This window comes from Bacteroidia bacterium (genome assembly GCA_041391665.1).
Taxonomy (GTDB): domain Bacteria; phylum Bacteroidota; class Bacteroidia; order J057; family J057; genus JAGQVA01.
In genome coordinates, this window is the sequence record JAWKNO010000001.1 from 966,309 (window position 1) to 979,222 (window position 12,914).

Consider the following 12,914-nt stretch of genomic DNA (forward strand, 5'->3'; position numbering starts at 1 on the left):
ATTTAGAGTACCCGTTTTTTTCTAAATGCTTAATTGTTATGAGAAAGATTGTTTTACTTCTCTCCATATTCCTCACCCTTCTGACGATCTCGTCTCAGGGCGCAGGCGGAACTGTGAATATTACACAGGGAACCAATAGTGCCAGAGTCCGGGTTACCAACTTTGTGCATTTGGCCCAGACTTTCGAAAGACCTCCTTTCTATTATGTTTTTATTGAATGGGGAGACGGGATGTTTGACACTCTCCGGGCCAGCCAGGCCAACAACTGGGCAAATGTGGATATTACTCACCCTTATGCTCAGGGAACGGTCGCTTTTCAGGCTGAGGTAAAAGTATCTGTCACGCCGGTATATAGTGAGGATGATAAACCTGTGATGATGCGGAAAAAAATTAATGTGAGCAAAAAGAACACGGGTACCGCACCTATGCCGACATCTTACCTCCCCGATACCGCTGAGATGAGAATATTCTCCAGTTGGGATGTAGGGGTGCAAATCGGTGATACGATCCAGTTGGTAGTGGCCGTCAATGATCTGATGACCAGTAACGGAAAACCTGTAGGCGCAGACAACGGAGAAGTCTATTTATACTTCAACTCCACCTTTGTCAGTCCGGTCTATCCTCGTTCCAATGGCGCTTTCGGTCGTGTGCATCCGCTGTACTTTGTCTCCCCTCCTTTGGGAACGGTTACTGGTTCGGAGCCTCAGCCGCCTGTTGTTCCCGGTGCCGATCCGATGATTCCGGAAGAATGGGATATTTACAACGCCCGGCTGAAATGGGACTACAGCAACCGGCAGGAATCCAGAGAATTGCTGTTTTTTGTGGATTTTGTGGTTGAAGCTGAGGCTGAATCTGAAAGTTTTCTGTATTTCCTCGGAATGGTCACCGGGCGCCAGGATCCCAACGGAAATATTGGCAGTGCATTTGACCCCGATAAGGATATCTGGGCATCCAAACTGTACTCAACGGAGGTTGTTTCCAGCCGCGACCCCAACGGGCTGATTGTCTTCCCCGAGCAGGTACCCAACGGCAATGCGCCTACGACTCTTACCTATACCATCAATTTCCAAAATGAAGGAGATGCGCCCGAAGATAATGTGGTCGTAACCTTTGAATACCCGGCAGAAGTCGATCCTGCGACCTTTCGCTCAGAAGTTACGCTTCTCAAAAGAGAGGTGATTTCCCCCAACAATGATCCCGGTACACCCAATTTTCAGATAGAAAAAGATGTGCTCGTCAATGGAAAACGTTCGGCAAGATTTACTTTCTCCCAGGCCAACCTCCTGGGGCTGGGGCAAAATCTTATCGATCCGAAAAAATCTGAAGGTAAAATCATTTTTACTGTGCAAACGCTTACTCCCACTGCCTGCCAGGAAATATCAACGACCGCGACCATCAACTTTGGTGCAGAAAGTCTCACCACCGACCCTGCCGTGGTAAAATGTCTGGACTGCGAAGGCGGTGCTACAAACTATGTGTACTGGTGTCTGGTGTTTATCCTGGCACTCGCTGCATTCCTGCTTGCCGTATGGGTCGTAACGCTTAAAACAAAAACAACCGCATAAATCACAACACCATGAATTTTTTCAGGAAAAAGGACAGTCTTCGGGCTGTCCTTGTCCTGATCCTCCTGGGAGGGTCAGGACTGACGATCTGCGCCCGGACACCAGTAGAAGCAGACAGCCTCAAAGGGGTGAGTTTGTTTCAAAATGCAAAGGAAGAAACCGACCAGGACTGCCGGGTAGAATTGTACCGACAGGCGTCCCTTCATTTCCGGGCGGCAGATCAGCCTGTATTGTGGTGGAACTGTCTCGACAATATCTGTTGGGAGCTATTTAAAAAAGAACGGGACGATGAGACCTTTGCCTGGCTCGATACCGCAGTAAAAGAAGTATGGTGGCCCGAAGACCAGAAGACAGCAACCATATATGCAAACAGAGGATATTATCGCAAACAAACCAAAGACTATTACCTCGCAAAAAAAGACTACGAACGGGCACTCCAGATTACCCGAAACCATACTACACTTGATTGCCGCCATGGCTACACACTTATGAAATCGCTCGCCAACCTTTACACACAGTTTGGTGAATATGAAAAAGCCCGTTTGCTGCTGGAGTCTGCCCTGAAACTTTGCGATGATTATCCCGACCTGTCTAAAAAAGCGGCTTTAATGAGCGATCTGGCAATGGTTTACCGCTTTGAAAATAATCCCGAAGCTGCCCTTAACCTCTACGATCAGGCGCTGCTGTTTCAGAGTACAGACAACAATACACAAGGCCTTCTGCTGATCAATAAAGCAGATGCGTTGAGCCTTCTCGGCGAAAACGAACAATCCCTGCCGCTGGTTCTGAAAGGCATTAAAGAAATCAATGCTGCCCCAAAACCCAACTTAAGATATCTGGAAAGTGCGTATGCAATCCTTGGGTCAGTATATGAACAGCTCGGCAAAAAAAGTGAAGCTTTAAACTTTTTCTACCGTGCGCTGGATATCAGTGGGAAAATGTATGGTGGTAAGCCTGGCCGCGAGGCTGGAAAAATTTATAAGGCATTAGGTGAAATTGCTTTGGCCGAAGGAAAATATACGGAAGCCGAAGACTTTTTCTATTCGGCACTGAAAACCGTTCTCCCGGAGAATGAAACCACAACTCTTCAGAACCCCGGCCATATGGCTGATAATGTGCTGATGGAAGCTCTCGAAGGCATGGGCACAGTCGCATGGACTGCCTGGAAGCAGAATCCCGATCAGAATTTGCTAAAAAATGCATATACCCACTATACGCAATCTATTCGTGTACAGGATGCCCTGCGAGCCGAATATATTTACGAATCTTCCAGCTTCAAACTCCAGGAAGAAAGCATCCGGCGCCATGAATATGCAATTGCCACAGCATTTGAACTGTACCAGGCCACAGGCGAACCATCATGGCTGGATTCTGCATTTTCATTTTTTGAAAAGAGCAAGTCGGTTGTGCTGAAAGAATCACTCAGCGAAATTGAAGCCGGAAAAGCCAGTGCCATTCCCCAACCCCTGCTCGACCGCAGAAATGACCTAGAAAATGCCCGTATTTTTTTTGAAAGGCAGATTTTTGAGGAAAAACAAAAAGCAGACACTGCTGACCAAAAGATGATCGGGTTTTGGGAAAACCGGCTCTCAGAATTGCAGGTTTCGCTTGATTCGGTTGAGTCTCATCTCAAGTCTCAGTACGCCAACTGGTACCAGTTAAAGGATTTGGCATCGCGCCGCCATATTTCCGAAGTTCAACCCTGGCTGGCGGGAAAAGATGCGCAGATGATTCAATATTTCTGGGGAGAATCTTCGCTATATATTCTTGCGATTGACGCTAAAGGCATTCGCAGCAATACCCTGCGTCTGGACTCTGTAAATCTTGCCGTAAAGATCGATTCACTCAGGCTGATTTTAGGTGATTACCAACAGACGGAAGATGAGGCCCTTGCCGCTGTGTATTACCATGCTTATGTGCGCCTTGCATACAAGCTGTACAATTTACTGCTGGCACCTGTACTGCCTGAAAGTAAGACAAATCGCACCCGTCCCGGAAAAATGATTATTATCCCAGACGGACTCCTGGGTTATCTTCCCTTTGATGTATTGCTTACGGCATCAGCCGAAGGCAAAAGCGGTTTTCGTACGCTTGATTATGTCCTGAATGACTATATCGTCAGCTACGGATACTCTGCTGGTTTGAGCATGGTCAAAAACCCACAAAACAATGCGGCATCCGTTGTTTTGGGCGGATATGCCCCCTCCTATGGAGAAGGTTGGTTTTCAGAGGCTCGCCGTTCGTTTCGTCTCAATGATCTGCGCGCATTCAACAACCTGAAATACAACCAGCCGGAAGTAGAAAGTATTATCCGTGTGGTTGGCGGTGAGGCTTTTATGGGTAAAGATGCTACAGAAGCTGCTTTTCGTTCTTCCGCAGGCCGTTACCGTATCCTGCACTTGTCCATGCATGGCTTCACCAATGAAGAAGACCCACTATACTCAGGGTTGGTATTTTCATATGGAAATGGGATGGAAGCGGTTTCTGATCAGCAGAATGCTCGTTCTCAGACACCGGAATCATTTAGCCAGGTTGAAAGAAATACAGGGAAAGGGCAGAATGATGGGTTTCTCCACACATATGAAATTTTTACACTCAATCTTCAGGCAGAAATGGCTGTACTAAGTGCCTGTAAGACAGGTTTGGGCAAATTGATCCGGGGGGAAGGCATCATGAGTCTGGCCCGCGCATTTCGGGCTGCCGGTTGCCCGGCTGTAGTGATGAGCCTTTGGGAAGCCGACGACCAGTCCACCCGCGAGATTATGGAAAAGTTTTATGCGAATGTGAAAGAAGGTCAGTCCAAAGATGAAGCACTGCACAATGCCAAATCCGAATACCTGCAAAGTGCCGCATCCAACCGAATCAATCCGCTCTATTGGTCCACATTTGTGATGATAGGGGATGATACACCTGTTTTTAGGGAGGACTATACCTGGCTATTTTTCCTCGTAGGTGGCGGCCTTATTCTTGGCATATTGGGGTTGGCTATTTTTTTAAATCACCGCAAACCACAGGAACAAATATAAAATTCTTTATATATTGGCCTGTTGCGATAAGGAAAGAGAAACAGACAAGCTAAATGGTGCGAATTTCCCCTTCCTTGTGCAATTTCCTATTTGTCATTCCTCGTTTGTAATTACTTATGAAAGACTCCTACATACTCGCATTAGACCAGGGAACCACCAGTTCCCGCGCTATCATTTTTGACAAAAAATGCAATATCATTGGCGTTGCCCAGAAAGAATTTACCCAGATTTTTCCTAAGCCGGGATGGGTAGAGCACGATCCGATGGAAATTCTCAACAGCCAGCTTGCTGTTGCAAGATCTGTAATGGCGATACATGGCATATCTCCCCAGCAAATTGCCGGCATAGGCATTACCAACCAGCGGGAGACTACGATTGTATGGGATAAAACTACCGGAATGCCGGTTTATAATGCGATTGTATGGCAGGATCGCCGTACGGCGGGCATATGCGACGAGTTGAAGTCACGCGGTCTTACTGATTATGTACGCAGTCAGACCGGACTGGTGATTGATGCCTATTTTTCCGGCACCAAAATCAAATGGATTCTCGACTATATCGCAGTCAATAATCCCGACATAAAAATTGCCAATCTTCTCTTTGGCACAGTAGATACCTGGCTGATCTGGAATCTTACGGGTGGAAATGTTCACGCTACGGATTACTCCAATGCCTCCCGTACGCTCCTCTACAATATCCGCGATCTGAAGTGGGACGACCGTATGCTCAATGAACTGGATATACCCGTGTCGATGCTTCCGGAAGTTCGAGACTCAAGTGGCGACTTTGGCAAAACCGATCCGCAGATATTTGACGGAGTCGCAATACCCATTGCAGGGGTAGCGGGGGACCAGCAGTCTGCGCTCTTTGGCCAGGCGTGTTTTGAGCCCGGTATGACCAAAAATACCTACGGTACAGGGTGTTTTATGCTGATGAATACCGGAAATAAACCTGTTTTTTCCCAATCAGGGCTGATCACCAGCCTGGCCTGGGGTATTGGCGGGAAAGTAAACTATGTGCTGGAAGGAAGTATATTTATTGCAGGCGCCGCGATTCAGTGGTTGCGCGATGGGCTGAAAATCATCGATGAGGCAAAAGACTCTGAGTATTTTGCGATGAAGGTGCCGGAGAATGACGGGGTATATGTTGTACCTGCTTTTGCCGGTCTGGGTGCACCTTATTGGGATATGTATGCCCGGGGAGCAATTTTCGGATTGACAAGAGGTACGACCAAAGGGCATATTGTACGCGCCACCCTCGAGTCGCTGGCTTACCAGACACGAGATGTGCTGGATGCAATGCAGAAGGATTCCGGAACACCAATAACTACCCTTCGGGTAGATGGTGGTGCCTGCGCCAACAATATCCTGATGCAGTTTCAGGCAGATATTCTCAACACACCGGTAGAGCGGCCCGAGATTATCGAAACCACCGCCCTGGGGGCAGCGTACCTCGCCGGGCTCGCAGTAGGATATTGGGAAATGAAACAAGTCTCAGACAACTGGCGGATAAATGCCAGATTTTCTCCGGAAATGGAAAAATCAAATCGTGAAAAGCTGTACAAAAAATGGCAGGAGGCGGTAAAACGCAGTATGGGCTGGGAACAGGAATAAAAAAGCCCGGCGATACCACTTTCGCCAGGCCTTTTGTCGAAAATATTCCCTTTGGGGGACTCACCGTCTGCCAACCAGATCGGTGAAATAGAATTACAGCCCTCAAATTAGGAGGTTGTAATGGGACAGCCAAACTTCTTAAGGCGAGTGGTTGAGATGGTCACCCGAATCGCCATTATTGAAAGGTTACCGGTTTTACCGGATTATGGCTAATATGACTTCTTTAAAGGAGGCCATGACCAGAGACCAGCTGAGTATGCTTACACACATTGCCGTAATAATCCTGCGCGGTTTTTCACCAAATGAAACGGCAATACCTATACTGATCATGGGAGAAATAAGTGGGGCAAGAAATGCTACACCCGGCAGTCCATAACGTTTCCATATTTTAATAATCTGCCGCCTTCGGGCAAAACTGGTAGGTGTACTCCGCTTAAAGTTTGCTTTTACCCAACGTTTAATCTGGGTGCCGAAATAAACAAACACGACAGAACCCGCAATGGCACCGCCGCCGGCAGTTACGATAATTTCCCAAAAGTCAAATTTTGGATTGCCCATAGCAATAAGCGCTGCCACTGCAAATTTTACTGAAGCAACCAAAAACACGGACAGGTAAACCCATATCATTTCGAAATGGAATTCAAGCAAAAGCAATGATATGATACCACTCAACATAAAATTGGGGAAGATCTCGGGATAAAAATTTTATAAAAGGGAAATGTACTTAACTAATACTAAGAACGAAAAGTGTTATGCATAGTTGCATTATTTGGGGCCAAATGCCAGATCTCCTGCGTCACCCAGCCCGGGGACTATGTAAGATTTGGCGGTAAGCTCGTTGTCAACGGCTGCAACATATATCTTTGCATTGGGCATATGGCGAAGTACGTATTCAAGCCCTTCTTCGCTGGCAACCACCCCAGCCACAAATAACCGCTCTGGTATTCCCATATTATAAATTTCTTTTAAGCTTAGGATAATGCTCCTTCCGGTGGCAATCATCGGATCAATCAATATCAGGTCGCGGTTTGTAACGTCAGGAATTGCCGTGTATTCTACCTTTACCACAAATTCATTTTCAGAAGTATGCTGCCGGAAAGCGGATATAAAACCATTGTCTGCATGATCAAACATTTGCAGCAATCCATTGTGAAGTGGTACGCCGGCCCGGAGAATAGAAACCAACACCGGGTGTTTGGCAGGAAGGTTCATTTCGAGCTCTCCTAGCGGTGTCGTAACGGTTTGTTCCTGATAGGTGAGCTCCTTGCTGATCTCATAAGCCAGCAACGCGCCAATCCTTTCGAGGTTTGTCCGGAATCGCATCCTGTCTTTCTGGATATTCATATCCCGCAACTCGTAGAGCATCTGGCTCAGGCATGAGTTTTTCTTTCCGACGATCGTAACTCTTGAATCCATCTGAGTAAATGGGGTAAATGGTTTCTGTAAATCTGCAAATAAGGTACGGGGAATGCACCAAATTTCCTGAAAAAATGCTCAACTCCTTCTATCATTGACCCCTCAAAGTCAAAAATCAGGTGTTTTTTTTCTTTTGCTACCTCAATTCCCTTCCACATCAGCATCGCTCCGGCACCTGAGTCTGCATGCTCCGGATGATAAGCGCCCATCAGGTATAGCGTTTTTTCTCCAAAAAAGGCAAAAACCGCCGCCGCAATAATCTTCCCCTCTGGCGTACTTACACCGAGTACTTTTCCCTTTCCACTCCCGATAAGGTATTCACAGATCTGCAAAACCCGGCGATAACTCTCCTCGTCATTGCCGACGATATTATGTCCATGTTGGCGGTTGACGCGAAATAGTTTCTCCAGATTCTCTCCATCTGTCTGAGGTGCAATGTGTAACCCCGCTTTTTCTGCTTTACCGATATTCCGTCTTATGTTTAATGAGGTATTTTGCCAAAGCGCAGATAGCTCTCCCCTGATGTCAAGGTGATAGGTGTACCGGGTTTTGAGTTCGAATCCCGCCCAGTGAAAGGGGAGGGGATAGTCAAAGTCTGGGGAGAAATTTTGAATAATCAGATGGTGGGGCTGAATCTGTCCGATAATTTTGACAATGATTTCTTCTTTCAAAAGGAGCTGTTTTCGCAGTGAAAGGTTTTCCATCGGCACAAAACATATCCCCCAATACTGTGCAAACATCGGCTGTGGCATATACAGATACCGCCATTTTCGGTTTTGGCAGAAGGGCATGACAGCCAGCCACTGATTGTGTTGACTCACAACCACTGCTTTCCAGTCGGGCCTGATCAGGCTGGCATATTCATACGACACATAGAGCGAACCCTGGGGTGACTGAATGACAAATTCGTCCCACCTGGCCTGGGTGATTTCGCTATGATCGAGAATATGCGCGGTGATTGCCCCCAATAGTTTGTTTTTCGGTAAAGATCGTTACTAGTATTTATCCTGCCAACTCTTTGAGAAATGCTGAGACAGGTTCCCGCCATCCTTTCCATTCTTCTGACTCACTCAATACATCATTGTGCAACAGAATCGTAAACATTCCTTTATATCTGCGCGTGATTTGCAGCAGTTTGTGGAAGTGTTTCACAGCCTCTTCCGGGCCAAGGCCCAAATATTGCTGAAGTGTGCGGTCCATCACCAGGGTAGGCCACAATATCAGGTCGGTCATTTCATCCTTCAGCAGGTCATACCAGGGGAAAGGCACCGCCATGCCACAGGGAAACCCCGCTTCCTGAAACCTGCATAAAGTAAACTCCTGCTCAATCCCTGCTTCGGCCAGATAGCGAAAAGTATCGGGCAGCCGGTACCTAAGAAAATGCTGCCGGGAATGGGTGACGGGTTTGTCGGTAATTTCCCGGAGGCGCTGACATTCTTCCTGTATTCGCACCGGGTCGAGATAGCTGGAATAGGAAGGATGAATGCCAGTGGTATATCCTTGATCTGAAATATAGCGGATCAATGCGCGCAGGTGGGGGTTTCTCCAGGTAAATCTACTATCCTGTTGCGCGTTTCGGTCAATGAGAAAAAAGAATATCGTTTTGTCCGGAGGCGAAAGGGAATAGATTTGTGAAAAAGAATCATTCGGATCTTTGCCGGTGAGCCACGCCCGGGTGCGTTCTTTCAGTCTTTTCCATTCACCTGCCCGGATATCCTTGAAGAACCCACCGATATGAGTGAGTGGGTCTTTGTGAAAATATTTCCACGGAAAATCTATATCCCAGGTAATGCGGTAATCAAAAACAGGTGGTTTTCGACTGGAAGCCAGGCTGGTATACTGAAGACAAAGTTTTTCCCACAACTCCTCACAGTAAATATGTACCAGCGGAAGCGCCTGTAATCCATAATCGTTGGAAGGATACTGGATAAGATCAAACCTATCATGGCTATCGCGAATAGCTTCAATATACTTTTCGTAATCCGTCGCCAGATAAAAAACTGCCGAAAAAATATCAAATTCAAGCTGATAAGAAGAGCCACTGGCGCTATAGTGAAACAGGTAGGGAATTTCCCGGTTTGCCAGTCGTACATCTACAGGCAGAATATCAGTTGATTTGTGAATCCCGGCATTGGGGATAGAAAAAGCTTCAGGAATGATGAGTTGGGTATAATTGATCAGTGGCGTTTCCTGTCCGGCATGCCATTCGCTAAGCGGGATGATTTCGTAAGGGATGCCTATGATCCGGGAAAAGATCAAATCCAGGGTAAAACTCAGCCGGGGAGTGCTGGCAGGGATAAGAATTTGAATCATAATGGTCCCGGAATATGAATTTGGGCCTGACAATATCAATTACATCGGAAAATATAGTAATTTACCGACAATATTGACATCAAATGAAAGTGATTCATGTAATGGGCGAGTTTGGTTATCTGATCTGGCGTTTGCTGGTGAATCTCAGATATACCTTGCGTGACCGTGAAAGAGTTGCTTATCAGTTGGATCATATGGGCGTGAAATCCATTCCGCTGGTAGCGCTGATTGGATTATTTGCCGGAGCGATCATAGCATGGCAGGCAGCCTATCAGTTTAAAGGTATGATTTCGTTATCAGTCCTGGGCGGCCAGGTGGTGAGGGTTGTCATGATGGAAATGGCCCCCGTACTTACCGCACTGGTAATCAGCGGGCGGATCGGCGCTTCGATGACCGCAGAAATCGGCTCAATGAAAGTTACTGAGCAGATTGATGCGCTCCGGACGATGTCTATTGACCCGATACGATACATTGCATTACCCCGGTTTTTGGGTTTGAGCCTGATGATGCCATTTTTGACTTTATTTGCGGTTGCGATTGCCGTAATTGGTTCATACCTTGTTTCCGACTATTTTCTGGACATTTCCAAACAGGTATTTTTCAGTTCGATACGTACTTTTTTTAGTGTCTCGGATTTGTTGGGTGGATTGGCTAAAGGCGCAATTTTTGGGATGATAATCGCCCTTATCGGCTGTTTTATGGGGATTCACACCCAAGGCGGCTCCAAAGGCGTAGGAAAAGCTACGATCGCTAGTTTTGTGATTTCATCCGTTTGTATATTAGCCGGAGATTTCCTGTTATGGATAATTTTATTCTAAAACGTTGAGTAGTAACGGTATTTTTTCTATGTTTGCTTACGTATTTAACCTGCTCTATATATTCCGCTTTTCTGAAATTAACACCTCCGATCCTATGACACCAAAAAGAATCATACGGCTTTATGCCTTTCTCCTGGGGGTTTTTCTGCTTGCGGTGCCGCTTGGGGCCATTGGTCAGAGCAAAACTGACAAGCTTTTAAAGAAAGCCAACCTCTATTTCAACAGCTACAATGTTGTAGGTGCTGAAGAACTTTATAAGGAGGTGCTGGCTCAGGATGAAAACAATTTTGAGGCTGCTTACCAACTCGGTCGGGTAAATAACTATCTGAAAGACTACCGGGAAGCACTCCGCTGGTTTCGCAAAGCCAGTGAAGTTGACCCGGATCGTAATGATACGGTGTACCTTCAGATTGGCCTTGCTTACAAAAAATTGAACAATTACCGGAAAGCCAAAGAATCATTCGAAGAATTTAAAACCCGCCACAAAACGCAGGATGAGTATTATCAGCGTGCGGTGCTTGAAATCGAAGGATGTGACCTGGCTGAAGCGGCGCTCACCTCGCCTCCGCCATTCCGTGTAAAACCTGTCTCTTTTAACTCTACTGCCAGTGATCGTTTTGTATCCTATCTGGATCAACGCCAGGAAGATGTATTCCTCAGTTTCGCTTCCTCCCGTCCACTGGAAAAACAAAAAAATAAAAGGAATCAGGTTACAGGTGAACCCAAAGATTCTGACATCTACTATATCGTCAAAGAGAATGACTCTACCTTCGGTGCAGATGTTACTCGTTTTCCCTACAAGCTGATCAATACCAAACACAACGATGGGCCCGCTACTTTCAGTGGCGATGGTCTCACGATGTACTTTGCGATCTGTAACAGTAAAGAAAATAAGGACGGTTGTAGTATCTACGAATCACGCTACAATCCTGTAAAAAAAGAATGGGGCAAACCTCGCGTCATCGAAGGTCTCGCCGGTAAAAAAGAGGTGATCGTAAATTCCCGTGGTAAAACCAAACAGGTTCCTACCGACGACCGCCAGCCTTTTATCACTCCTGATGGGCGAACGATTCTCTTCGTATCCGACAGAGGGGGAGGCAAAGGTGGATTCGACATTTGGTATTCCCGCAAACTCGGCAGTGGCTGGTCTGAACCCCAAAACCTGGAAGGGAACATCAATACTGCCTTCAATGAAGCTTCACCTTTTATCAACAAAGAAGGTACCCGTATCTATTTCGCTTCTGAAGGTCTTGCCGGATTTGGTGGTTATGACCTCTATTATTCAGAAGGTGCAATCGGTTCTTTTGGCGATCCTATTAACCTCGGATCTCCGATCAACTCGACATACAACGATTTTGGCTCTTACTGGATGGACGACTCTCTGACTTATTTTACTTCTGACCGCCCCGGCGGTATGGGAAGTGATGATATTTACTGGGGGCGCGCAATCTATTATCCAGAACCTATCTATGATATTTCTGTAAAAGGATTGGTAAGAGATAAAGAAACCAAACAGCCGATTCCTTTCGCTACAGCCACGCTTTACGAATATCTCGAAGATGGCTCTATCGCCGAACTGGGCATGTTTAGTACCGACCAGTCAGCCCGATATGAGTTTAAAAAACTTGAAAAAGAGAAAAAATACAAAATCCTGGGTAATGCTCCCGAATACCTCGCCAATGAAGAAGAAGTTTCTACCGAAGGGATTAAAGGGAATGCTGAACTGGTAAAAAATATCGATATAGAACTCGAACCCATTGTGATCGATTCGGCGATTGTACTGCAAAATATCTATTATGATTTTGATGAATACTACCTCCGCCCAGATGCTTTGGACGAACTGGAGTTTTTGATCAAAATCCTGAATGATAATCCTAATATTATGATTCAGATGGGTTCACATACAGACTCAAACGGAACGGAAATGTACAATAAAGAGCTTTCCAACAACCGTGCGAGAGCCGTTGTGAAGTATCTGGCCGATAATCAGATCTCACCCGGAAGACTGTCCTGGTTTGGATTTGGCGAATCTGATCCTCTTATCTATCCTGAACTTTCAGACGATGATGAGCAGGCAAATCGCCGCACAGAGTTTAGAATCACTTCTATTGATTTTGAATAGCCCCTAAGGGTAACTACTAAATACAGACGGTGCAGTTTTTT

Annotated in this window: 9 protein-coding genes; 5 read left to right on the top strand and 4 right to left on the bottom strand. The window is 46.3% G+C overall.

The features are described from left to right. Window positions 1-38: 38 nt before the first annotated feature. The 3 genes from R3D00_04070 (at window position 39) to glpK (ending at window position 6,204) form a co-directional block, all read left to right on the top strand. Entirely contained in the window at window positions 39-1,565 is a 1,527-nt protein-coding gene (locus R3D00_04070; GenBank protein ID MEZ4772336.1) for a hypothetical protein, read from the top strand. A gap of 11 nt (window positions 1,566-1,576) precedes the next feature. Beyond that, window positions 1,577-4,591: a CHAT domain-containing tetratricopeptide repeat protein gene (locus R3D00_04075; GenBank protein ID MEZ4772337.1), complete on the top strand. Its 3,015-nt coding sequence runs from the start codon at window positions 1,577-1,579 to the stop codon at window positions 4,589-4,591. Between the two features lie 116 nt (window positions 4,592-4,707). Further along, window positions 4,708-6,204 carry a glycerol kinase GlpK gene (gene glpK / locus R3D00_04080; protein MEZ4772338.1) on the top strand — a complete coding sequence of 499 codons (1,497 nt, stop codon included), beginning with the start codon at window positions 4,708-4,710 and terminating at the stop codon, window positions 6,202-6,204. A gap of 195 nt (window positions 6,205-6,399) precedes the next feature. Here the strand turns inward: glpK and R3D00_04085 are convergent, their stop codons facing one another. From R3D00_04085 to R3D00_04100, 4 genes are all read right to left on the bottom strand, one after another. Beyond that, the gene (locus R3D00_04085; protein MEZ4772339.1) at window positions 6,400-6,780 is read right to left on the bottom strand and encodes a hypothetical protein; all 381 of its coding nucleotides are present in this window, start codon (window positions 6,778-6,780) and stop codon (window positions 6,400-6,402) included. A gap of 189 nt (window positions 6,781-6,969) precedes the next feature. After that, window positions 6,970-7,620, bottom strand: a complete 651-nt coding sequence (upp, locus tag R3D00_04090) for a uracil phosphoribosyltransferase (GenBank protein ID MEZ4772340.1) — start codon at window positions 7,618-7,620, stop codon at window positions 6,970-6,972. After that, window positions 7,575-8,588, bottom strand: coding sequence for a GNAT family N-acetyltransferase (locus tag R3D00_04095; GenBank protein ID MEZ4772341.1), 1,014 nt, complete (start codon window positions 8,586-8,588; stop codon window positions 7,575-7,577). The genes upp and R3D00_04095 overlap by 46 nt, the downstream gene beginning before the upstream one ends. A 34-nt stretch (window positions 8,589-8,622) precedes the next feature. Further along, window positions 8,623-9,933, bottom strand: a complete 1,311-nt coding sequence (locus tag R3D00_04100) for a polysaccharide deacetylase family protein (GenBank protein MEZ4772342.1) — start codon at window positions 9,931-9,933, stop codon at window positions 8,623-8,625. 83 nt (window positions 9,934-10,016) lie between these two features. Between R3D00_04100 and R3D00_04105 the strand changes: the two genes are divergently transcribed. Together R3D00_04105 and R3D00_04110 are read left to right on the top strand one after the other, a co-directional pair. Further along, window positions 10,017-10,751: an ABC transporter permease gene (locus R3D00_04105; protein ID MEZ4772343.1), complete on the top strand. Its 735-nt coding sequence runs from the start codon at window positions 10,017-10,019 to the stop codon at window positions 10,749-10,751. Between the two features lie 94 nt (window positions 10,752-10,845). After that, window positions 10,846-12,873: an OmpA family protein gene (locus R3D00_04110; protein ID MEZ4772344.1), complete on the top strand. Its 2,028-nt coding sequence runs from the start codon at window positions 10,846-10,848 to the stop codon at window positions 12,871-12,873. Window positions 12,874-12,914 lie beyond the last annotated feature (41 nt).